At 48.4% G+C, this 23,367-nt stretch carries 23 protein-coding genes, 2 tRNA genes and 1 pseudogene; 6 read left to right on the top strand and 20 right to left on the bottom strand.

All coding sequences use genetic code 11. The features are described from left to right. Nucleotides 1–113: 113 nt before the first annotated feature. Nucleotides 114–470, bottom strand: a complete 357-nt coding sequence (locus ACF8PK_RS09075) for a VOC family protein (protein WP_143679049.1) — start codon at nucleotides 468–470, stop codon at nucleotides 114–116. A 378-nt stretch (nucleotides 471–848) separates the two neighbouring features. Here ACF8PK_RS09075 and ACF8PK_RS09070 point away from each other — a divergent pair, with 378 nt between their 5' ends. Continuing rightward, on the top strand, nucleotides 849–1,169 hold the full coding sequence (locus ACF8PK_RS09070; RefSeq protein WP_014205164.1) for a DUF1840 domain-containing protein: 321 nt from the start codon (nucleotides 849–851) through the stop codon (nucleotides 1,167–1,169). Between the two features lie 153 nt (nucleotides 1,170–1,322). On the opposite strand, the gene ACF8PK_RS09065 is transcribed toward ACF8PK_RS09070, so the two are convergent. The 3 genes from ACF8PK_RS09065 to ACF8PK_RS09055 all read right to left on the bottom strand — a co-directional run bounded on the left by ACF8PK_RS09065 (nucleotide 1,323) and on the right by ACF8PK_RS09055 (nucleotide 5,113). Then, entirely contained in the window at nucleotides 1,323–2,180 is an 858-nt protein-coding gene (locus ACF8PK_RS09065) for a mechanosensitive ion channel family protein (protein ID WP_143679050.1), read from the bottom strand. A gap of 56 nt (nucleotides 2,181–2,236) precedes the next feature. Beyond that, complete coding sequence (locus ACF8PK_RS09060) at nucleotides 2,237–3,208, bottom strand: calcium/sodium antiporter (protein ID WP_143679051.1); 972 nt, start codon at nucleotides 3,206–3,208, stop codon at nucleotides 2,237–2,239. Nucleotides 3,209–3,796: 588 nt separating this feature from the next. Then, a complete protein-coding gene (locus tag ACF8PK_RS09055) occupies nucleotides 3,797–5,113 on the bottom strand; it encodes a methyl-accepting chemotaxis protein (protein WP_392440867.1) in 1,317 nt (438 codons plus the stop codon). A 428-nt stretch (nucleotides 5,114–5,541) separates the two neighbouring features. Between ACF8PK_RS09055 and ACF8PK_RS09050 the strand changes: the two genes are divergently transcribed. After that, complete coding sequence (locus tag ACF8PK_RS09050; RefSeq protein ID WP_392440864.1) at nucleotides 5,542–6,093, top strand: VRR-NUC domain-containing protein; 552 nt, start codon at nucleotides 5,542–5,544, stop codon at nucleotides 6,091–6,093. Between the two features lie 327 nt (nucleotides 6,094–6,420). After that, entirely contained in the window at nucleotides 6,421–6,576 is a 156-nt protein-coding gene (locus ACF8PK_RS09045; RefSeq protein WP_392440861.1) for a hypothetical protein, read from the top strand. A 165-nt stretch (nucleotides 6,577–6,741) separates the two neighbouring features. On the opposite strand, the gene ACF8PK_RS09040 is transcribed toward ACF8PK_RS09045, so the two are convergent. The 4 genes from ACF8PK_RS09040 to ACF8PK_RS09025 form a co-directional block, all read right to left on the bottom strand. Next, the gene (locus ACF8PK_RS09040) at nucleotides 6,742–8,193 is read right to left on the bottom strand and encodes a sensor histidine kinase (RefSeq protein WP_392440858.1); all 1,452 of its coding nucleotides are present in this window, start codon (nucleotides 8,191–8,193) and stop codon (nucleotides 6,742–6,744) included. Continuing rightward, nucleotides 8,193–8,891: a response regulator transcription factor gene (locus ACF8PK_RS09035; RefSeq protein WP_392440857.1), complete on the bottom strand. Its 699-nt coding sequence runs from the start codon at nucleotides 8,889–8,891 to the stop codon at nucleotides 8,193–8,195. Before ACF8PK_RS09035 ends, ACF8PK_RS09040 begins: the two co-directional genes overlap by 1 nt. A 15-nt stretch (nucleotides 8,892–8,906) precedes the next feature. Further along, nucleotides 8,907–9,815 carry an endo alpha-1,4 polygalactosaminidase gene (locus ACF8PK_RS09030; RefSeq protein WP_392440854.1) on the bottom strand — a complete coding sequence of 303 codons (909 nt, stop codon included), beginning with the start codon at nucleotides 9,813–9,815 and terminating at the stop codon, nucleotides 8,907–8,909. Nucleotides 9,816–9,898: 83 nt separating this feature from the next. Further along, a complete protein-coding gene (locus tag ACF8PK_RS09025; protein ID WP_392440852.1) occupies nucleotides 9,899–10,588 on the bottom strand; it encodes a helix-turn-helix transcriptional regulator in 690 nt (229 codons plus the stop codon). A gap of 88 nt (nucleotides 10,589–10,676) precedes the next feature. Between ACF8PK_RS09025 and ACF8PK_RS09020 the strand changes: the two genes are divergently transcribed. Further along, a complete protein-coding gene (locus ACF8PK_RS09020) occupies nucleotides 10,677–11,087 on the top strand; it encodes a VOC family protein (protein WP_392440849.1) in 411 nt (136 codons plus the stop codon). 53 nt (nucleotides 11,088–11,140) lie between these two features. Here ACF8PK_RS09020 and ACF8PK_RS09015 read toward each other — a convergent pair. The 3 genes and pseudogenes from ACF8PK_RS09015 to ACF8PK_RS09005 form a co-directional block, all read right to left on the bottom strand. After that, nucleotides 11,141–11,310, bottom strand: a pseudogene (locus tag ACF8PK_RS09015) (phage portal protein); the annotation flags it as partial. Between the two features lie 216 nt (nucleotides 11,311–11,526). Beyond that, nucleotides 11,527–11,603: transfer RNA gene (locus tag ACF8PK_RS09010), tRNA-Val, on the bottom strand. Nucleotides 11,604–11,640: 37 nt separating this feature from the next. Beyond that, nucleotides 11,641–11,717 (bottom strand) — tRNA-Val (locus ACF8PK_RS09005). A gap of 277 nt (nucleotides 11,718–11,994) precedes the next feature. On the opposite strand from ACF8PK_RS09005, the gene ACF8PK_RS09000 reads away from it, so the two are divergent. Beyond that, a complete protein-coding gene (locus tag ACF8PK_RS09000) occupies nucleotides 11,995–13,053 on the top strand; it encodes a GGDEF domain-containing protein (RefSeq protein ID WP_038151207.1) in 1,059 nt (352 codons plus the stop codon). On the opposite strand, the gene ACF8PK_RS08995 is transcribed toward ACF8PK_RS09000, so the two are convergent. After that, entirely contained in the window at nucleotides 13,045–13,737 is a 693-nt protein-coding gene (locus ACF8PK_RS08995; RefSeq protein ID WP_004726108.1) for a DUF2726 domain-containing protein, read from the bottom strand. The genes ACF8PK_RS09000 and ACF8PK_RS08995 overlap by 9 nt on opposite strands. Before the next feature lie 510 nt (nucleotides 13,738–14,247). Here ACF8PK_RS08995 and selD point away from each other — a divergent pair. Then, the gene (selD, locus tag ACF8PK_RS08990) at nucleotides 14,248–15,291 is read left to right on the top strand and encodes a selenide, water dikinase SelD (RefSeq protein WP_392440845.1); all 1,044 of its coding nucleotides are present in this window, start codon (nucleotides 14,248–14,250) and stop codon (nucleotides 15,289–15,291) included. A gap of 112 nt (nucleotides 15,292–15,403) precedes the next feature. On the opposite strand, the gene ACF8PK_RS08985 is transcribed toward selD, so the two are convergent. From ACF8PK_RS08985 to hypF, 8 genes are all read right to left on the bottom strand, one after another. Next, on the bottom strand, nucleotides 15,404–16,663 hold the full coding sequence (locus ACF8PK_RS08985) for a rhodanese-like domain-containing protein (protein ID WP_392440842.1): 1,260 nt from the start codon (nucleotides 16,661–16,663) through the stop codon (nucleotides 15,404–15,406). 66 nt (nucleotides 16,664–16,729) lie between these two features. Then, complete coding sequence (locus ACF8PK_RS08980; RefSeq protein WP_004726112.1) at nucleotides 16,730–17,095, bottom strand: DsrE/DsrF/TusD sulfur relay family protein; 366 nt, start codon at nucleotides 17,093–17,095, stop codon at nucleotides 16,730–16,732. 40 nt (nucleotides 17,096–17,135) lie between these two features. Beyond that, nucleotides 17,136–18,245 (bottom strand): hydrogenase nickel incorporation protein HypB, encoded by a 1,110-nt coding sequence (hypB, locus tag ACF8PK_RS08975; RefSeq protein ID WP_392440839.1) that lies wholly within the window; start codon nucleotides 18,243–18,245, stop codon nucleotides 17,136–17,138. A 1-nt stretch (nucleotide 18,246) separates the two neighbouring features. Continuing rightward, entirely contained in the window at nucleotides 18,247–18,588 is a 342-nt protein-coding gene (gene hypA / locus ACF8PK_RS08970; protein WP_004726115.1) for a hydrogenase maturation nickel metallochaperone HypA, read from the bottom strand. Nucleotides 18,589–18,596: 8 nt separating this feature from the next. Beyond that, complete coding sequence (hypE, locus tag ACF8PK_RS08965) at nucleotides 18,597–19,589, bottom strand: hydrogenase expression/formation protein HypE (protein ID WP_055466715.1); 993 nt, start codon at nucleotides 19,587–19,589, stop codon at nucleotides 18,597–18,599. Between the two features lies 1 nt (nucleotide 19,590). Next, a complete protein-coding gene (hypD, locus tag ACF8PK_RS08960) occupies nucleotides 19,591–20,742 on the bottom strand; it encodes a hydrogenase formation protein HypD (protein ID WP_154181106.1) in 1,152 nt (383 codons plus the stop codon). Then, nucleotides 20,739–20,996 carry a HypC/HybG/HupF family hydrogenase formation chaperone gene (locus ACF8PK_RS08955; protein ID WP_004726118.1) on the bottom strand — a complete coding sequence of 86 codons (258 nt, stop codon included), beginning with the start codon at nucleotides 20,994–20,996 and terminating at the stop codon, nucleotides 20,739–20,741. Before ACF8PK_RS08955 ends, hypD begins: the two co-directional genes overlap by 4 nt. Before the next feature lie 69 nt (nucleotides 20,997–21,065). Then, a complete protein-coding gene (gene hypF / locus ACF8PK_RS08950; protein WP_392440834.1) occupies nucleotides 21,066–23,366 on the bottom strand; it encodes a carbamoyltransferase HypF in 2,301 nt (766 codons plus the stop codon). Between the last annotated feature and the right edge of the window lies 1 nt (nucleotide 23,367).

Here is a 23,367-nt window from a genome sequence, read left to right as displayed (position 1 = left end):
AGATTGCATTTGATGATGGATTTTTGAGGCGTTGCGACACAAGCGATCTCACTGTCGGCAAAGGAAAAACAGGCGATTTTCGACCCGCTTTTCCATCTGATTCAGACGTCGTTCTAGCGCCCTTCCGACCACACGGCGAACTCATTGCCGCTGGGCTCTTTAAAGTGAAAACGGCAGCCGCCCGGAAACTCAAAAATGGGTCGCACAATCTCACCGCCGTGTTGCGTCACTTTCGCCTGCGTCGCTTCAATCTCGCTGCTGTAAAACACTAACAACGCGCCGCCGGTTTCGGTTTGGCTGCACATTGGCGCGGCAAAAAAGCCACCATCCAATCCTTGCCCGGAAAATGCGGTGTACCCTTCCCCGTAATCGACAAATGTCCAGCCAAATGCGCCGCTGAAAAATGCCTTGGTGGCCGCTAAATCGCGCGCCGCAAATTCAACGTAATTGAGTTTTTCATGTTGATTCATTGTCTGCTCCTACTTGGCATATTTTCCTGATGGCCGATCAATGGAGAACCGATCGGCGCAACGTCATCCGCGCGACTGAAACGAGGCGGCGTTGACGAGAGGATTGTAGCGACGCGTGATGCATATTGCCGTGATAAGGCGCTAATCATCCAATCCCATACGGTGATTCAGCTTCCAAAGCGCGACTTTTCCATACAACCATGGGCGACATGAAGGCGATTTGAGTTACATGGCCGCGTCAATGACCACAACTGACTGGTTGCGACTTACTGACTACGACGTGGCATATTGCCCGCCATCGGAGTACAGTCAATGTATTCGTGACTTAGCTCGCTAACCCACACGGCATGCGAGCCTGCATTACAAGAGAGAATTCGTATGTTAGTGACCTTTCGCTGTAAAGCGTCCGCCAACGTCACCATGTTTGGCGACATTGCTGTACGCCTATTGAACATGATGGGACACAGCGGCACGGTGCCCGGTGCCGTTGTTGCCAAAGATGTGCCGCATGCACTGGCGTTATTAACCACCGCGATTGAGGCGGAAAAGAAAAAAGCACAACCACAGGTTGAAGAAGACGATGATGAAACCGTGGCCGAGGTTCCGGTCAGCATTGCAAATCGCGCAATTCCGCTGATTGCATTGCTAACTGCGGCGGCCAAAGAGGCGTGTGACGTGATGTGGGAAGAAGGCTGCTAACCCAGCCGGGCTGATACCAGCTCATACCCCATTAGCTCGCTGCCCGCCAGCTCATCACCCACGATGAAACTGACACAAAAAAGCCCCGTCAATGCGGGGCTGATAAATAGTGTCGTTCGAAATCAAGCTGCGTGACGAAACCGCCAGCGCGCTTTATTTTTGGATAGCTTGAGACACCGAAATTTGCTCTTGCTGAGACATGGTGATGTGCAAATCGCGTTGCGGGAATGGAATTGACAGGCCCGCCTCTTCAATCTTGCCTTTCAACTGACGCTGAATGCTCCAGTACGTTTCCCAGTACTTGTCACTCGGACACCACGCACGCAGCTGCAGATTCACCGAGCTATCAGCCAGCATCTGCACCATCACTTGCGGCTGCGGATCGCGCATGATCGCCTCATGGCTGAGCGCCAATGCTTTCAACACTTCCAAACCGACGTCCACCGAATCGTTGTACGAAATGCCCACGGTCACTTCCATACGACGGCGATTATTGCGGCTGAAGTTCTTGATGGTCGCGCCCCACACCGTGCGGTTCGGGCTGGAGATGTACAAGCCATCGGACGTTTCGAAGACCGAGGTAAACAGGCCGATATCTCTCACGCTACCGGTGTACCCCGCAAACTCAACAAACTCGCCTTTTTTGATCGGTTTGAGGAACAAAATCATGATACCCGCGGCAATGTTGCTGAGCGTATCTTTCAATGCCAAACCAATCGCTAAGCCCGCCGCACCGACCAAAGCGACTAAGCTGGCCGTATTCACCCCAAACAAGTCAAGAATGATCACCAAGGCCAACAAATACACCGAGTACGCCGCCACTTTCGACAGCAAACGTGCGACGATTTCATCGCTGCTGCCGACTTTCATCACGCCTTTGAACACGGCTTTACGCACAATTTTCGAGGCAATCGACGCCACCACGACGATAAAAATCGTCAGCAAGGTGTTTTTGGCAATGTCTACAAGCAACGTCTGATGCGTATTGTAGAAATCGACTAATGAATCCATGAAGGTCTCCGTAATTATTTTTATAGTGAATCGTTGAGCATTTGAGCCTGTGGGAATTAACCCAAGCTGCCCATGATTAAATACAGGTTATAAGCCAGATAGAACAATACAAAAACCGCCCCTTCTTTGCGTGTGATGGTTCTTGCTTTGCCAAACTTCAGCGCCATGATCAACAACATCGCGGTGATCACCAACATCGCTGTCCAATCACGCCAGAAGATTTCAGCGCCGATATTGTTGATCGGCTCAATCACGCCAGCAATACCAATCACCGCCAACGAGTTAAACATGTTCGACCCGACCACGTTACCCACGGCGATGTCATGCTCACCTTTACGTGCCGCAGAAATCGAGGCCGCCAACTCAGGCAACGATGTTCCCAGCGCCACAATGGTCAAGCCAATTAACAGATCACTCACGCCCAGTTGCTGCGCAATCTCGACTGCGCCCCACACCAAAATGCGCGAACTCGCCACCAGTAGCAGCAAACCGACGATCAACCAGAACGCCGCTTTGCCTTTAGTCAAGGCTGGCATTTGCACGGCTTGCTCACACTCGGATTGCAGCGCATCGCGTTTGGCTTTTAACGCACTCCAAATCGACCAGCCAATCAACCCCATGAAACCCACTAACAAAATGCTCGCTTCGACGAAGCTGACATCGTGGTTCCATAGCATGCCGCCAAGCACCAAGGTGATGATCAGAAGAATGGGTAATTCTTTACGAATGATATTGGAATGCACCGCAATCGGCGCAATCAACGCCGTAACACCCAAGATCAAGCTGATATTGACGATGTTGGAGCCCAGAGCGTTCCCTAGCGCCAACGCCGGATTGCCATCCAGCGCCGCCATGGCAGACACCACCATTTCAGGTGCGGAGGTACCAAAACCGACCACCAACATCCCAATCAGTAATGGCGGCATCCCTGCATAATTTGCACTGGCTGCAGCCCCATCAACAAACCTATCTGCACTCCAGACTAACAGACCAAAACCGACAATAATTGCCACAATCGCTAACAACATAGCTCGTTTCCTACTTTCAAACACGCTTAAAAAAGGAGTCGCAACCAAGCGGCGCTATAAAAAGCCTTTGTGTTTGTTGGAAAGTGTTGCCTGTTGTGTGGTGAGGCTTGTGGATTCAGTATAACGCTCAATCACGCACACCATGCGCTCGTGACCTATTTCTTCATAAACGAATTGCTTCACAAACGAAGCACAATGAGATTGAATGTTCTGAAAGGCAGACATTTAAGATTGGTTAGCAGCGCATAAAAACTCCTGTGGTCGACAGGCAAATACACGTAAGCAAAGATCGAGGCCTGTCGTACCCAAACTTTGCTTAAGTCTTGCCAGAACACAGGAACGTGAATACCACAAGCATGAGGCTTGGAGACTGTTGATATTCACTCTTCATCACGATGAAGAAGGCTACTCCCTTAAACGCGCGCATTTAACTACGTCACCGGGGATAATGCAAGTGCTTGTTGATGGCAGCCGATAAAGCTCGGGGGGCATCACACATTGCGCAGCCAAATCAACATAGGCTGATCGGGCAAAGTAAACAGGGAACACCGACGACGATGTTCCCTGCCAAATGTTCGCAATGCTTACTTACAGTTTTTGGTTAAACTGACTGATCGCATCGACCACTTTTTGTGCACCGCGCTGAATATCGCCCATCACCTGACCCGCTTCCGTCGACAGTTCCAACGCATCCCCCGCTTGGCTCTGACACGCGGCAATCAAATCCACCGCATCTTTGGTGCGTTTCAGGTTTTCACTCACCACCGCCACAATCTCTTCCGTGGTTTTGTTGGTGCGTGATGCCAGTTGGCGCACTTCATCGGCGACCACCGCAAAGCCGCGCCCTTGCTCACCGGCTCGCGCCGCTTCAATGGCCGCATTCAATGCCAACAAGTTGGTTTGATCCGCAATGCCGCTGATGCTGTTCACCAACTCACTGATTTTCTTCGAATGCTCACTCAATGCTTCAATACCCACACTGGCCTGCTGCATTTGTTTAGCCAACCGTTCCATGGTCTCAATCGTGGTGCTCACCACTTGCTGACCTTGCGAGGTTTGTTGCCCCGTCACTTCCGACACATCAAACGCAATCTTGGCGGCATCGGCCACGGCCAATTCCTGATTCACTTGATCGGTAATCACTGTCGCGAACTTAACCACTTTATACAGCTCTCCCAAATCGTTATGAATCGGGTTGTAAGAAGCTTCCAGCCACACAATTTGGCCATAACTGTCAACACGCTTAAATCGTTCAGAAACGAACTGACCGCTGGCCAGTTTTCGCCAAAATGCTTTGTAATCCGGTGAATTCACCTCTTCCGCTTCACAAAAAATTCGGTGATGCTTGCCCGCAATTTGTTCGTTATTCGAATATCCCATGGTGCTCAGAAAGTTTTTGTTCGCACGTAAAATCGTGCCATCGAGGCTAAACTCGATCACCGCCGTCGAACGGTTCAGCGCTTTGAGCATGTCTTCATGCTCACGTGATGTGGTGATGGTGCGTGTCAACTCTGTCGCGTAAACGCTGATGCGCAGCAGCTCATTTTTGCTGTTTTTGACCGGTTGAATAATGGTGCGCAACCACGCTTCTTTATTGCCACCTTTCTTGATTTGCAGCGCGCCATTCCAGTGTTCTGCACGCGCCAGCGCTTCTTTCATGCGATGAAAATGCTCGGTATCGCGCGCTTTCTCCGGCACCAGCTCCGTGAGGTGCTTCCCCTCAACCGACTCTTTGACCAAGCCCAGTTCCTTGTGGAAACGCGCATTGACTGACTGCACCACGCCTTTCGCATTAAGCGTGATTCTCAACATGTCTTGTTCAAGACTTTCCCGAACCTGAACCAGAGAATAAAGCTCTTCTTTAAGCTGCTGATTTTCTTTTTGAAGTGACTGATTAAAAAACATAGCTGCCCTGTGTTTATTATTGTGTGTTTAGCAAACGGAGGTGTAACGTGCCCTCACCGCTTTCGCCACGCCCTTTACCCATTATCGACCAATGAGCCTATTGTTTGAATTTTTATTGACGCATGCGTTCGGTATATGCACGCATGACCTTATTATTGCTGAGATCCGCTCCCTTGGCTGACACAAGTTTGTGAGCGTCGATCAAAATCCGGCAGTCAGATACATGGATTCATCGCATGATGAACCGAGCTGGATGACAAACACATGTCAACCGGCATTGTGCGTCTATCGAACAATGCGTTAGAGTTAATCATCACGCGGCGTGCGACAATCGCCTCCCTATCAATTTTCTAGGTCAATTTCCTAGATCAATTGCCTAGATCAATTGTTCGAACGGCCCTTGGCGTGAGTTTCTGAAGGAAAAACAAATGCAATTTGAAGTGACTGAAACAATTTTTACCTATCCCAATGCTCTACTCGAAGCGTGGAAAAATGGTGATAAGCATTGGATTCCCCAATCTTTGTTAGTCCCGCAAGATGTGTATAACCAACCCAATTATCATTTCGGGGAATATTTCGCACTGAAACAGTATCTCGAACAGGGCTGGCAAGGCACGGCATTTTACGCACTGGGGGATTGGGAACCGAACAACGAAAAATATGACCACGGCCGAGCAATGGTTGCAAAGTACATCGACCCAATACGGCTAGCGATGTTTAAAGCGCTGAGACACGGTTTAACCGCGGGAGAACCCGACCTATTCCTCTACAAAGACGACGGTTCAGTTCTATTTGTTGAAGTGAAAAAACAATCCGATCGTCTATCTCCATCACAACTGGTCTGTTTGGCACAAATTAAGTCTATCTTGAATTGTGACGTCGGCGTGGCTTACCTAGCGGAAGAGAAGCAAGTCTATCAACCCAAGACCTACGAACTGAATGTCATCGACGTTCCGCAAGCATGGATCGACCGCAACTAATACAATGCCTTCGCGAATACAGTTTTTAGCAAATATAGTTTTTAGCGAATACGGTGTTTTAGCGAATAGAACGCCTTAGCAAAATTGGATGTTGCGAAGTCTGTTTGAATGAGCGCTGGAATTGGTGTTCACAGTCTATGGACACCGCTTTTATCCCCAAGGCAGGTTGTCGTCTAGTTGGGCATCGTCGGACACGTGAAACGAAATAAACACTGATCGGATCGAAATCTGATATCGCAGGTTGGGAGACAACGCAATTCACTGCCGTAGTAGTGACAACAGCTACCGGTGTTCAGTTCATTAGAATGACGTCGAACCCAAGGCTGGATGAATTCTGTACTCTTCTTTGGCACGTTCGTGACGCTGAGCCTGAGTTTACTGATTAGTCACCTGTTCCAATTGCCAAAAGAACTGGGCGAATACAAACTCTATGTGACTGAAACCTACGCGCTGAAGGATGATACCAAAGAACTCGGAGATTAGATTGAACACAGCACGGTGAACGAGTTCGATAGACCTCATTATCTATTACAAGGACGAGAGTTCGAATAATAAATTTTAGTGCAGTTATAATTGTGGACTTTGGTGGTATTGAGTAACCATTAATATAAAAAACACCGCCAAAGTTATTTTATGAAATTTCAAAAATTAATTATTATTCAATTCACCCATTGGTATAATTACACTAAATATGATCTTGTCATGTAAAAACTCAACATTAATTCTGCCTTTTAACGCATGAACTGCTTCGTGAGTAATAGCCAACCCCAGGCCATAATGATTTCTATCATTCCGACTTTTATCACTTTTCCAAAACGGTAAAAAAATACTTTCTAGTTCACTTTCATCAAAATTATCAACATAATTACTTACAAACAAGTAAATACCATCATTAACAGAAACATGAATGTCAATTACACTATTAGGAGAACTATATTCAACAGCATTACTAACGATATTACTCAAAATTGTTTCAAATAATGTAAAATCAGAAACTACACTCCCAGGATAGTAATTGCTAAAAACACTGATCCCTCGCAAAGAAATTTTACTTTTAAGTGCCGATAGAATATTATCTAGCACTTTATTTATCTTAAACTCACTGTAATTAGGCTCTAATTGACCTGACTCTAATCTAACCAAAGAAAGCATAGTGTTGACCAAATTAGACATAGAGATGGAAATATCATGCGCTTGTTTTGTAGCAAACAATAACCTCTCTGGTTTTAGTATATTTTTTTCATCTGAACTGAGACTACTTCTTAGAGCAACATCAGTCGCCAACCTAATTTCAGAAATTGGAGTCCTGAGCTCATGCGCAATATTTGAGTTGTAACGCTGCTCTCTTTTGACAATCGAGTCCAAGCGTTCAATTAATAAATTAATTACATTAGCAATAGCATTTAACTCTTCAGGCCGTTTCTCTATTTTTAATTTATGACAACTTAGTTCTATTTCCCCAACGTCAACAACAAGAGCATCAAGTGGCTTTAGACCTCTATTTATTGAGTACACTATAGCTATGGACACTGCAGTAAGACTAAAAAAAAGAAGGATTAATGAATAAATAGTAATTCGTGTTAGAGTAACTTCTAATGGTTCCAAATCTCTTGCCACAAGTAATTTGATTTCTAAATTTTCATTATTTAATTCATTGCTTTTAGGTGCTTCTTGTACCAATTGTGCATCAATAGTTTTAATAAGTCCTCTTAGATGCTTGCCATTTTTTAATGTAAAGTCATAGAAATAGTTGGATTTATCACCAATTCCCAAAGGATAACTGATATACTCACCGGAAGATTCTATAACAGGGGCTTGGTCTAATATTTCAACATTTCTCTTATCCCATACTTGAAATAACCTAGACCCACCGAGACTATATTGAGTAGCCATATCAAAATCAAGATCTACAAAGAACTCACCATTAGGAAAAACTCGAGCAACGCTCGCAAGGCTATTGAACTCATTTTTCAAGTCATTGTTAAACTGCATTTCTAATTCATTCTTAAACGTAAAGTAACCGAATAAAGAGAAGGCAATCATTACTAGTGATACACTAATTGCAGAAATGTAAATAGTCACTGCTTTTATTGAACGCATTAAGAACCCATATTAAAACAATTTCTAAATTTATAACCAATCCCACGCTTCGTTATAATAAATGATTCACTCTCGCCTAGATCAATGTATTTTCTTAAGCTAGATATAGCTGAATCAACGACATTACTTGTTGGTGAAACATATTCATCATATATTTTTTGCTCAATTTCAAAACGACTAACAACACGATTTGAGTTGAGCATAAGATATTCAAGCAAAGCGTACTCTCGAGGTGGTAGATATAATCTTTCTCCACTTTTATAGACTTCTTTAACATGAAACAAAAGGGTTAATTCACCAACCTCAATTGAATTAGTTGATATTCCTCCTCGCCTTCTCAAAAGCACTTCTATTCTCGCGAGCAACTCATCAAAGTCGAAAGGCTTTGCCAAATAATCATCAGCTCCATCACGTAGTCCCTTAATTTTATAATCAACTTCAAATTTTGCGGAGAGTATAATAATTAAGGTATTATTTCCTTTTTTTCGAAGATTTCTTAGAACAGATAACCCATCCATATCAGGTAACATAATATCCAGTATAATTAAATCATATGGTACATCATCATTTGAATTGTCAGCCAACCATAGAGCTTCTTTCCCATTATCAGTAGAATCTACTACATAATGATGATCGGAGAGTCCCATAACTAGAGACTCTCGTAAAACAGGTGAATCTTCAACAACCAATAGTCGCATCTAAAATAATTTCCTCTATTGACACGATTTGACCCTCATACCATCCAATTGATAACCTTCTTTCCAAAGTGATGAAATGCCAACGCTTTTATAATATGCGCATGCAGAATACATAAATGTCGTTTCATCGATTTCTCCAGCTTGACCATCAGTATAGTACTCTTGGTTGAAAACAGCCTTATCTTGGGCGAGAAAAGTGCTTTCGTAATCAGCACATTCTATTCCGTAAGCATAACATTGTTCGCTAACTGCAAAATCGTAATCACTGACTAACTGTGCCAATTGTTGGAAATCATTTTTTAAACCGATAGAAAGCCCTCGTTGATGAGCGGCCATACTCAGCCAGCGATTATATTGGAGTTGAACTTCTGGACTAATAAGACCATGCGTTTCTTCTATATTATTGAAGGCATCTACATTGTCTGGTTCAACACCATCGCAACCGCTATCCACTGCTAATTCAAGTCTTCGGATCATAATAGGTTTAATATTCTGTTCAAGCTCATCCGTATTAGATATATCCAGCCATACCTCGCCAGGCCAATCTTTCATTCCACCATCATATATAACTGACTTTTCACTAAAATCGCCCGCATCGTCTCTCCAGCTCTCTCTTGTGCCAGCGCTGAAATAGCAGATGACTTTTTTATTTTTGGCTTTAAGTTTCCTAATTACACTTTGTTGACCACCTATACTTGCCTCAAACAAATCAACATCATAGACATCAACGTCTGGGCGGATTTCCAAGTTGTCGTAATTCTGAAGTTGCCACATCCAATTAAGACCAACTGGAACATTCCAACTAGCATCATTTGTTTCCGCAGTCGTTGTAGATTCAGTATCTGCGTTACAAGCAGTGATTCCAAAAATTAACGAAGCTGATAAGATCAATAACTCTACATTTTTAGGGATTACTTTTTTCACATTCTATTCTCAATGTTGTCAGTAGCGGAAATCTTAGCCAATCTAACATTATGAAAACATTATGGTATGTATACTCCTTACTTCTACGAGTACAAACATCGCTCACGGTAGCTCAACCATTCTGATCTTAGTTGAACTAAAGACCGAGGAATTGGATTAGCCAACATCATACAACTTACAATACGGTCAACTCGAAAGCTTCTGAACTGATTTCGTAACTCACACCATGCAACAACCAAACAATGCCTATCATCGTAACCCACAAAAATCGGCCATATCACACGTTCGGAATGCGTTTCAATATGATCTAAATATGTGATGTGTAACTTCCGTTTTGCCCGTATGGCTTCCCGATACACTCGAGTATTAAATTTTAGATTTTCTGTCAACTTAGGTTTAATACGAACATTTTCACTTTCAATTGCATCAACAAGCTCTTTCGTAACTACCAGTTTAACCTTAGACAAAACATCTTCGGCAGCTGTAGAAATTGCAGTATCAGGTAACATTTTAGCAAAAGACATTCCTAAAATTAGAGCTTCTAATTCTTCATGATTAAACATTAAAGGCGGCATATCATAATCATTGTGTAAGATATACCCCATCCCTGCTTCACCCTCAATAGGGACACGTTGTCCTATTAAATCAGCAATATCTCTGTATACCGTCCGTTTTGAAACTTCTAATTCTTCAGCAATTCTGCTCGCTGTTTGGGGATATTTAGATCGCCTTAATATCTGGATAATTTGAAACAATCGATCAGCTTTACGCATTTTTTACTCCTGTTGCCACTACGTTGTCAGCATACCTAGTTGATACTAATCGATACCAACAAACATGACAGTAAACAAAGGAAAAATCATGCAGTTTATTTCAAGTAGGCTCATCGTATCTGATATCAAACAAATGACAGCGTTTTATGAGTATGTCACTGCTATTAAAGCCAAGTGGTTAGCGCCTGTTTATGCAGAAATACAGACTCCTACAGGAAATCTTGCACTTGGAGATGTCAGTACAGTGGTGCTATTCCGCAATGGTTGCGCCATACCTAAAAGCAATAGAAGTACTATATTTGAGTTTATGGTCAAAGATATTGACTCTGAATTCGAACGCCTCAAGCACTATGTTGACATCGTTCATGAGGTAAAAGATATGCCTTGGGGTAACAGAACATTCGGTTTTCGAGATCCTGAGGGTAACCTAGTTTCATTCTTTACCCCAGAAACCCTACAAGCGAAACAGCGTTTTGGCGAGCAAGTCTATTTACGGTAACGTATTGATCTATAATCATCGACATTTATTATCTCCTCATTTCTGTTAATAAATGAGGGGATACTCTCGCGACAGATGCTCATCAATTCGATCCGTACTCGATGCAGCGCCAGCACGTCGTTCATGGTTTGGTTCTTCACATCTTGGAACGAATTGCTTCTACTTGACCAATGGGTTTGAGTTCTAGCGCTTTGATATCTTTGCCCTTGGCATTCAAAACCAGAACACCACACTGGGAATTGTGGCCAATGAAACCCGCAACCAAGCAGACCAATACCTATATTGACTATCAGAGCTGCGGCCTGTCGGTTCACAAACTTAACAATCCATATTCATCAATCAAGAGGGAACATGTGGACACCAATAAAAACAAATCTGTAGTTTTTAATTAGCGCAGAAACGACAAAACCCGCTAAAAAGCGGGTTTTGTGTGAATTTATGGTGCGTCCGAGTGGACTCGAACCACCGACCCCCGCCATGTCAAGGCGATACTCTAACCAGCTGAGCTACGGACGCACACTGCAACTTTAGACACTTGCTAAGTGTTTTCTCATGGTGCGTCCGAGTGGACTCGAACCACCGACCCCCGCCATGTCAAGGCGATACTCTAACCAGCTGAGCTACGGACGCTTTCCTTGAGAACGGGGAGGATATTAACGACAGAATTTCACGCGTGCAAGTCAAATTTCTTTGTTTTTGAATCAATTGGCTTTTCTATCGACAGTTTGCTGCTTTTTTATGCCATGTCACGTCAATTAACTGAGTTACATCACAATTAATCATCCGCCACTAATTAGAACTATCTCTCCTTTTGTGACTCGTATTCAAAAATAGTATTGATTGCTCAAACTAAAGGGGTAGTATAGCGCTTCATTGGCTAGGAAATATGCAATCGAGACGTGAGAACATGGATGCAAAGTTGTTTGACAATTCGCATACTCTGAGAGCGTCAGTTTTGGCGGGGCTCAGTTTGTTCCTGACCGCGATTGCCCTGTTCTTCACCATCTTCAACATCTCGTACAATGAAGCTTATTTACTGGCTGGGCTGGAGTTCCTCTTCGCCTTCTACTCCGGTTACATCTATCGACTCGCCACCGCGCACAAGCACACGCATCGACACGTTCAATATTACGTCTACTTTCTGATTAGCATCATCGGCGTGGGTAGCTTTATGCAACCTCTGGGAAATGGGTTGTTCCTGTGGACGATCTTCTGCCCGATTTTGCTGTATGTCTTACTTGGACAATCGCATGGCCGCCTGATGACCGGCGTGGTGCTGATCATTCAAATTTTCAACGTCTACCACAATTCCAGCCAAGTTGCCGCGTTTGATACCGTCGCAACATTGGTTAATTTGATTCTGTGTTATGTGGGCGTTTGGACGGTCTCTCATATCTATGAAACCAACCGTCACAACATCGAAAACTCGCTCAGTTACCTCGCCTCGCGCGACTCACTGACGGGCGCTCACAATCGTTTGTCCCTCTCTTCCGCCTTCAATCATTTTGAACAACATAAAGACGACAATTCGTCGTTGTGTTTGTTGATTATCGATTTGGATTACTTCAAACAGGTCAACGATGAGTTTGGCCACGATACCGGCGATAAAGTGTTGATTGAAACCACGCAACTGTTGGCGCAAGTGGTTGGGGATGAAAATCTGTTTCGCATTGGCGGTGAAGAGTTTTGTGTCACGTTGTTTGATCAGGGATTGACGCAAGCAGAGCGCGTTGGCGAACGTCTGCGTGGCATCGTCGGGCAGCACCTGTACAACTATCGCAACCAACGCATCGCATTAACGCTCAGCGTCGGCATTTGTGAGTATCGCGACGGCGACAACCTCAGTGACTTACTGAAATTGGCCGATGTGGAGTTATACCGCGCGAAAAAAAACGGACGCAATCAGGTCCGTTTATGTCAGGTGGCCGACAAACGCGAACACACCATGCAAACCGAATCAGCTTAACGAGTCGTTGTCGTTGGCCTCGTTCTCTTCATCCAGTTCATAGACCACATTGTAATTTTCGGTATACGTGCAGTGCGGTTGACGACTGCATGTAAAGAAGCGACGACCTTTGAAATCGCCCTGGCTGGCGACTTTAATCACCATCGGGCTGCCACAGCGCTTACAAAAGCGCACTTCCCTATCCGTTTCAATCAAATCGATGTGCGCCGCCAGCAAGCGACGCAGCTTACCCACTTGATAACTGTATTTGATGTTGGCGCCAATCAAAGGAATGTTGGCGGTTTTGCACACATGCATCAGCAACTTTTCGCGATCCACTTTCGCTTTATTCAGCTCTTTGCCGTCATCCAGCTCCACCACCACACGCGGCTCGAGCGTACGTGCATCGCACACCACAAAGTTAAAGTAGCTGCGAGCAATGCGATTACTGGCAATAAACCACTGCTTTTTGTTCTGCAATTTTGCGGGCGCCACCACTTGCGCCATGCTGACTTTGGTGAGCACAACGCCATGTTCGCCCACCGCGGTTTTGAGCGCATTGTAAAAGGCACTTTCGGCCATGTTGAGTACGGGCCCTTTACGTTTATAGGCGTAATCTTTGCTGTCATCATGACGAATCACAAACTTCTGAATCACCACGAAAAAAATAACCAGCAATGCAACGATGATAAAAATGTTAGTCATGGGACTCCATCGGTTTTACTTACAGCGCTCAACCCTGCATGACTGCCCGTCGTCAAGCGCTAACAATTTGAGACGTAACGCTTTCATTGATAACTGAAGTTTTGCGGAAAGGCCAGTTTATTCCTTCCATTTTGAGGATTGCACAGCGCGCTGGCTTCGCATCGCCCTAGTTTACGCCAACGCGCCCCACACTCAAGGCGGGCAATAATCCCGTGCAAAGATTTCTCAAGCGCAACACCCTTCATCCCAACGCCATCGCTTTATAAACAACACAGCAAACAACACACCGATGTACAACAAACGTCACCATCGTTCGGCGCGCTTTCAAGGTGCGAATTCGTGCGACGATTTGGCCCCCCCTTTTGGCGAGAAACCATCAATTTCTGCAACGATTTGAAGATTCGCATTCGCACCGCTACTGAATCATGATGTAGATCAGCGAGTCGTGTCAGCATTCATATATTATTTTAAAAATTAAAATTTTTTAGTAACCGAACATGAGCATTGATTATGAACGAAGATTCGATTCGCTTGACTGAATACAGTCATGGCGCGGGCTGCGGCTGCAAAATATCCCCTGAAGTGCTTGCCACCATTCTCGCCTCTCAACAACCCAGTTTCGTAGACCCAAATCTGTTAGTTGGCAACCAAAGCTGCGATGACGCCGCCGTTTACAAACTCAATGACGAAGTCGGCATCATCAGCACCACCGATTTCTTTATGCCCATCGTGGACGACCCATTTACCTTTGGCCGTATTGCCGCAACCAACGCCATCAGCGACATTTACGCCATGGGCGGCAAGCCGATCATGGCGATTGCAATTCTGGGCTGGCCCATCAATAAACTGTCGGCCGATGTGGCGCAGCAAGTGGTTGATGGCGGCCGTCAAGCGTGTGCCGATGCGGGTATCTGTTTGGCAGGCGGCCACAGCATCGATTCACCTGAGCCCATTTTTGGATTGGCGGTGACCGGGCAAGTGGCATTGGACCGCATTAAACGCAACGATACTGCGCGTGAAGGTGACCTCATTTACCTCACCAAACCACTGGGGATTGGCATTCTGACCACCGCGCAGAAACAGAAAAAAATTGGCGAGGGCGACACCGACATCGCAGTCAACGCCATGTGCCAACTGAACAAAATTGGTGAACCGATCGCAACCCTTGACGGGGTGCACGCCATGACGGACGTGACTGGATTTGGCCTCGCCGGACACCTGCTTGAAATGTGCCGCGGTGCCAACCTCAACGCCACCATTCATACCGAACAATTGCCATTGCTGCCGAAAGTGGATGTGTATCTGGAGCAAGGTTGTGTCCCGGGCGGCACCCACCGCAACTTCGCCAGCTACGGCGACAGCTTGCCAAAAATGACCGCCGAGCAAAAAACCATTGTGTGTGATCCACAAACCAGTGGCGGCCTGATGATTGCAGTTGATCCGCAACACGCGGAACACTTAGAAGCACTGCTGGCCGAGCATCACCAACCGCTGTTTAAAGTGGGTCAATTCTCAGCGCACAACGATGAGGCATGCCGCATTCAATTCCTCTAATTCCTGCGCCCAAATAAACCAAGAGGCGGCGAGATGAAATCAACTTCCATCTCGCCGCCTCTTTATTTGCTTTTATCTCTGTCACTGATGGCGCAACCGCGACAGTGAGGGCTTATTTCCCAGCCCATTGATACCAACCGCCATCGTAGACGCTGATATTTTCCCAGCCCATCACGTACGCATCAAAAAAGACTTCCGAAGCGCGCCAGCCGGTTCCGCAGAAAAACGACACTTGTTGCTCTGGCTCGATGTTGGCTGCATGCCAGAACTGCGTGATTTCCTCGGCGCTGCGCATGGTTTGGTCTGGGTTACGGAAATCTTCCAGATGGTACGCATCGCTGCCTGCATGGCCCCATTTCGCACCCGGAATGTGACCTTTGGATTGAATGTAATCGTAGCCGCTGGTTTCGCCGTTAAATTCGGCCAATGTACGAATACTCACCAGCGATTGCTGATCTTGTGGCAACGTCAACAAGGCTTTCGCTTCTGGCAGATCAATGATGCAGTTTGGATTGGCAGGAATGGTTTTACCAAAAGCCGTGGTCGCCGACACCTCAGGTGAGGTCATGGCTGTTTTGTAACCGCCATCTTCCCATGATTGCCAGCCGCCATTAAGCAAACGGACATCTTGCACACCGGCATACATCAAAATGTTCGCGAGGCGCGCTGCCGCCATGTTTTCACGGCCGTATAAAATCACCGTGGTGTCATATTTGATGCCAAGGTTGTGAACCAACACTTCCAGCTGCTCGTCAGAGACACGGTTCCACCACGGTTTCGATTCGATGTCGTTGGTGTTCACGTACTGAGCGCCCGGAATGTGCGCCCACAAGTATTTGGTTGCCGGGCCCCAAGCCACTTCCAGCACTTTGTAATCGGCGCTTGGTGCATGTTGCACGGTCTCACCTTTGATCACGTCATTCACCCACCACGCTGGCACCAAGTTTTGATAACGCGGCAATGCCACCAAATCGCCTTGGTATTGTTCCAGCGGCTGCTCAATCACGTCCACAGATTGAAAACCCTGCTTCACCAATGTTTTTTTCAATTGCGTCGCGCTGTCCATGGCGCAGTAAAGAAACGTCGGATGATCTTTAACCAGCGACTTATTCTCGATCATGTGTTTCAGTTCATCGGCTGACATCATTTCGACCCAGCGCGCATCAAAGTTCACCGCCCCCGGAATATGACCGCCAGTCGCTTGGCCCATTTCTGGCCAGCCGTTGTAGAAGTTACTGTCGCGACAATCGACAATTTGCACCTCGTAGGGTTGCGCTTGTTGGCTCTCCAAGACATCGGAGAAGGTAGCCGCGGCAGCGATGGAGCTCAGGCCGCAGCCGCAGAGAAGAAGAGATGCTTGACTTAAACGCATAATCGAACCTTTTAACGAACGTTGATTTGAATGCACAGGATGGGCGGAGTCGCCCATCATTTAGAACTACATGGCGATGACTTTGTCGGCCCACAGGACCCATTGGCTGAGATCCGCCATGGTGCCAATGGCCACATCATCAATCACTTGCGACATGGCGACGCCGCGTGCAGAAATGCAGGTTTTACACAGCAGCACACTGACCTTTTGCGCCAACAAGACCTCCAACATTTGGCCAATGTTGTAACTGAAATCAGGCGTGACCTGCCCTTTCAGCGCGCCAAAGACGCTGTCCGACATCAGGAACAGCTTTAGGTTCACGGTATGGTCGTCTTGCTCTTTGAGCGCAATGGCCAAACGCAGCGCATTAAATAGCGCTTCTGAACCATATGGGCTGCCCGACAATGTCATCACGATATTTTGAGATTGCATGAGTTTCACCTTTCTAAACAATGAACATCGAACACACGACTTAACAAGTCACTGCTGCGCGCTGCTCGGTCAGCCAATTGAGCCAAGCGTCGAACCCTTCGCCAGTGGTCGCCGATAACTGAATCACTTGAATCGCTGGGTTTACTTTTTTAGCGTTGTGAATGCAGTTCACCACGTCGAAATTCACGTAAGGCAGCAAATCCGTTTTGTTGATGATCATCAGTTCAGATTCAGCAAACATGTTGGGATATTTCAGTGGTTTGTCTTCCCCTTCGGTGACCGACAAAATCGCGACTTTGCAACGCTCGCCGAGATCAAAGCTGGCAGGACACACCAAGTTGCCCACGTTTTCGATAAACAGCACACCGGCCTCATCAAACGCCAATTGATGGTACGCGTGGTGAATCATGTCGGCATCCAAATGGCAGCCTTTACCAGTGTTGACTTGCAGGGCTGGCACTTGTGTCGCGCGAATGCGGTCGGCATCGTTGCTGGTCTGTTGGTCCCCTTCAATCACCGCACATGGCAAGCGATCTTTCAGACGATTTAAAGTTTCAACCAACAAGGTGGTTTTGCCTGAACCCGGGCTAGAAACGAGGTTGAGCACCAACTGACCGGCGGCAATGAAATGCGCGCGGTTGTGCTCTGCCACTTCGTTGTTTTTGCCCAGAATGTCTTGTTCCAGTGTCAGCAATTGACGTTGCGACACGCCCGCCACATGCACCTGCGCTTCGCCGCGACCAAAATGCATATCGCCATTGTCATGGGTCTGCGCGTGATGTTCGGCGTGGTCGTGATCGCCTGCATGGCTGTGTTCATGGTGCGCATGTTCAGAGTGGCTATGTTCATGATGACTATGTTCATGATGGCTATGTTCATGATGTGCATGGTCAGGCTGGACGTGCTGCGGCGCTGATGCCGGCGTAAAGCCATGATAATGAACGTGATGATGAACATCGCCTTGGTGGTAGTAATGGTGATGAATCACCAGCGGCTGTTCGCTGGCGTGAGCGTGATGCTCACCGTGGTCGTGTGCATGGTCATGGTCATGAGAATGCGCGTGCTCATGTGAATGTCCATGAGAATGGGGATGATCATGCTGATGATCGTGCTCAATTTGGCTATCACCGCAGCCACAAACAGTACACATATTATTCAACCTCGATGTGTTTGACTTGAAGTTCCTCGCCTTGCTGCACAGTCAATTGATAACTGTGGCACTGCGGGCAACTGTCTTGATAATTCTCAATGGCAAACTGGTGACGACACCCTTGGCACACAGCAATCGCTGGCAGAGTTTCTATCACCACTTCGGCGTCTTGGGCGATCGTTTCGCGGCTGGCCATTTCTAACCCAGTTCGCAACGCTTCTGGCTCAATGCACGACAACACCCCAACGCTGAGGGTAATTTTGGTGACCTTACGGTAGTGGTGCTTTTGAGCTTGCTCGACAACCAAATCAATGGTTTTCAGGCTAATGGAAAGTTCATGCATGGCGCTTCTCAACAAATTCGTGGCAACAACTCGCCCGCTGGAAAATCGAGGTAACGACGACTTCCCCAAGGATTGCATAAAATAGGGCGCGCTGGCGTTCCGGCTTGCACGGTGCCAATACACGCCGCGTTAGGGTGATGTTGACGCAGCGCGGCCAGCGCGGTGTCGCTGTCTTTGGCAGGCACGGCCAGCACAAAAGTGCCTTCATTGGCCAAATCGTAAGGTTCGAAGCCAAACAGTTCACACAACCCGCGCACAGCATCGGTCACCGGCACACTTTGCTCATCAATCACCAACTGCACTTGGCTGGTTTGACACCATTCGTTGAGCACCGCAGACAAACCGCCGCGCGTGGCATCACGCATGGCGTGAATCTCGATGTCGGCGTGCAAAAGCGCATCTACCGCAGGCCACAACAGATCACAGTCGCTCTCAATTTGCGTTTCTAGTGCCATCGACTCTCGCTGCGCCAGCACACACGCGCCGTGACAACCAATATCGCGCGACACCAAAATGCAATCGCCCGCTTGCAGGTGATGCGCCGACACGCCCTCACGCAGGATGGCGCCAATGCCAGTGGTGTTGATAAACACTTTATCGACACTGCCTTTGGGCACCACTTTGGTGTCGCCACACACAATCTGCGCGCCAATACGGCTCAGCTCTTTGGCCATGGTATCGACAATCTCGGTCAGCTCACTCAGCGCCAGCCCCTCTTCAATCATGAAACCGCAGCTCAAGTACGTCGGTTTCGCCGCAGCCATCGCCAAGTCATTGCAGGTGCCCGCAATCGCCAGTGAGCCGATGTTGCCGCCAGGGAAAAACAGTGGTGAAACAGTGAAGCTGTCGGTGGTCATCGCAATTGGGCCGCTGATCGACAAGCTCGCAGCGTCTTCGTCGCGGCTCAGAATTTCATTGCCGAAGCGCGAGAAAAATAGCTGGCGAATAAACTGGCCCATCTCCTGACCGCCACCGCCATGACTGATTTGTACGTGAGTCATCTCACTCATTTTCGTTTCCCCCGGTCAACGACACCGATTCAATGGCGCCGTAGCGATAATACGCATTGCAAGCCCCTTCAGAACTCACCATGCAACTGCCCATTGGGCGCGTTGGCTTGCACGCGCGGCCAAACACTTTGCAGTCTGGTGGCGTGGCTAAACCGCGTAGAATATCGCCGCAGCGACACGCTTTATGATCGTCTTGATGATCGTGTGGCAGATGTGCCGCAAAACGTAATTCCGCATCACGATGCGCGTAAGCATCGCGCAGTTGCAATGCCGAGTGTGGAATGTTACCTAATCCGCGCCACGCAAAGGTGTCACGCACCGCAAACACGTTGTCGACAAACGCTTGCGCCGCCGTATTCCCCGCCGACGTCACGACGCGAGAATATTGCGTTTCCAGTGTCGCCTGATGCGACAGCGCTTGCTCAACCAGCATCAAAACCGACTCCAGAACATCGACCGGCTCAAAGCCCGCCACCACCACCGGCACCTGGTGTTGTTCAACAATCGGTTGATAAATATGTGACCCGGTCACCGCACTCACGTGTGATGGACCAATGAAAGCGTTCACTGGGGTACGTTCGTCGGCCATCACCGCATTCATCGCGGGCGGCACCAACACATGGTTGATGTGAAAGTAGAGATTGTTGATCTGCTGGCGCTCGGCCAAATCGACCAACACCGCAGTCATCGGCGTGGTGGTTTCAAAACCAATCGCAAAATAGACCACCTGCTTGGTCGGGTTCTCTTTGGCGATCTTCAACACGTCCATCGGATCGTAAATCGGCACCACATGCCCGCCTTCGGCTCGGCATTGCGCCAGAGACAATCGCGACCCCGGCACACGAATCATGTCACCCAAACAGACCAGCATCACATCCGGCAATTGCGCCAATGCAATCGCATGGTCGATGCGTTCTTTGGGCATCACGCACACCGGGCAACCCGGGCCATGCACAAAGCTGAGTGACTCTGGCAGCAACTGTTTTAAGCCATATTTCATGATGGTGTGGGTATGTCCACCGCACACTTCCATGATGTATAACGGCTCGCTCAGCTGCGCGGCGCGCTGGCGAATTTTGTCTGCCAAGGCTTTCACCACGTCTGGACGCCGATAGGTTTGATAGAGGTTGGCTGCGACACTCATGAGAGCAACACCGCGACGTCTTCACGTTCCATCTCAGCCAACAACGCTTCATACGTCGCGAGGTTGGTTTCCGCTTCCTGCTGATTAATTTTGCTGATGGCGAAACCCACGTGAACCAGCAGATGGTCGCCGACGGCGATGGAATCACTGATGAGGTGGGTGCTGATCTCTTTGCACACGCCCAAGGTGTCCACTTTGGCTGTCATCGCGTCTTCATCGACAGACAGTACGCGGGAAGGAATACATAAACACATGGTGTTCTCACTTCTTGATCATGAAGCCATGACGACATGCGTCGCCATGGCGTTATTCGTTAAGTTCGACTAAAGGTCATACGCCAGTTGATGCCAGAGCTGACCTGCGGCGATGCCGGAGTCATTGACCGGAATGTGGCTGCCCGTGATAAATGGACAGGCTGAATCGGGATACATCGCATCAATGGCATCGAGCAAGCAGCGGTTTTGGAACACGCCGCCACTCAGCACCAACGGTAAGTTGGCATGTTGCTGCGCAATATCGATCACCGCTTTGGCCAGCGCACCGATAAAGGCATCGCTGCACACACATGCCCAGCGTTTTGCCGAGACATCATCAGACGCCAAGCCGCGCGCCAGCGATTGTTGCAGCGCTGGCGCCCAGTCGAGTTGCTGGTCGCGCCAAGGCAGCGACAACGCAACTTGGTGCTCGCCCGCTTGACGCGCGGCGTTTTCCATTTGCAGCCCGCTCTCGCCTTCGTAATCCGGTGTTGTCACCAATCCCAACAGACACGCCCACGCATCAAATAAACGGCCGACTGAGCTACACAGCGGCGAACGTTCTGCGTTCCGCCACAGGTGAAACAGGTTTTGGAAACGCGAAGTCGACCACGCGGCAAATGCAGGCAGATGGAGCTTCTGGATCTCTGCTGGCGTCATGAGTTCAAGCAACAAGGCATAGAGCACTCGTTCTGGCTCACGAATCGCTTGCTCACCGCCAATCAGGCGAAATGGTCGAAGGTGCGCGATGCGCTGATAACCAAGTCGATCGGCGATCATCACCTCGCCACCCCATACCGTGCCGTCATCGCCCGCGCCGGTGCCATCAAAACTCACGCCCAAAACGGGACCATTGAGCTGCGATTCAGCCATCACCGACAAAATATGCGCGTAGTGGTGCTGCACGTGCAGCGCAGACGACGTTTGTTCGTTCACCCACTGGGTTGAGAAATAGCCCGGATGGGCATCCGCGACCCAACGCTCGGTCGATGCTTGGTAAAGATCAGGAAAATAGTGTGTCGCATCGACAAACCGCTGCTGTGTATCGAGATCGGTCAAGTCGCCCAAATAGGGGGATAAAAACCATTGATTGCGCACCGCAAATGCAACCGTGGATTTTTGCTGCGCACCCACAGCGAGCGTGGCTGGCGCACGATTAGCCAGCGGAAAACTGAGCGGCGCATAACCGCGCGCCATCCGCAACACACGCATACTGCCCGCAGCAAGCTGCACTAAGCTGTCGTCACAGGCATGGACGATCGGGCGATTGTGATCGAGCACGCAGTCGAGGGATGACCCAAACATCGCAAACACCTGCTGCGCCTCGGTCGCCAATGGCAAGCCTGACACATTGGCACTGGTCATCACCAAGGGCGCAAAACAGCCACGTTGTTGCAGTGCGTCAATCAATAGCAGGTGCAGCGGCGTATAAGCCAGCATCACTCCCAAACAATCGACATCGGGTGCGACGTTGTCTGCGACAGGCGCGCGACCCGCATCGGTGTGTTCGGCTTTGTGCATCAAAACAATGGGGCTGGCTTGCGATTTCAGCGTTTGCCATTCCAGCGCTTCTCCCTGCACATAATGTTTAGCTTGCGCGACATCACTCACCATCACGGCCAACGGCTTTCTGGCGCGATGTTTTAATTCACGCAAACGCGCCACCGCTTGAAGCGAAGTGGCATCACACACCAAATGAAATCCGCCGAGGCCTTTGAGCGCAATCACGCCGCCCGCAATCAGTTGCTCGGCTGCGCGTTCAATCGCTGCATGTGCTTTCGCAATGCACGTTTGTTGCGGGCTGAGCAACGTCACTGACGGGCCGCAATGCGCGCAACTCACCGGCTGTGCGTGGTAACGACGATCCATCGGATTTTGATACGCACGCGCACATGCTGGGCACAGCTTGAAATCAGCCATCGAGGTTTGATGGCGGTCATACGGCAAAGCTTTGATGATGGTGAAACGCGGGCCACAATTGGTGCAATTGATGAACGGGTAATGATAGAAGCGCGAATTCGGATCAAACAGCTCGCGGCGGCAATCCATGCAGATGGCCTGATCGGGCGGCACACTGACACTGATCTCCGCGTCATCGCTGCTGGATAAAATCTGAAACGCCGCAAAATCGGTCGGATCCAGCGGACGCAACGCCACGTTGTCCACTCGGGCCAACGGTGGCGTTTGAATGAGGAGTTCACGATAAAACGCGTCAAATTGGCGCTGCTCACCTTGGACGTCAATCCGTACGCCCCGGGCATCATTGATCACCCAGCCTTTCAACTGGTGTTCAATGGCCAGACGGTACACAAAGGGCCGAAAACCGACCCCTTGTACCTGTCCTTTAATTTCAATCAGACAACGCATCATC

This window comes from Vibrio sp. CJQ_6 (assembly GCF_043106745.1).
Taxonomy (GTDB): domain Bacteria; phylum Pseudomonadota; class Gammaproteobacteria; order Enterobacterales; family Vibrionaceae; genus Vibrio; species Vibrio furnissii.
Note: the sequence above shows the minus strand (reverse complement) of the source record. Positions and strands in the feature narration are given on the sequence as shown.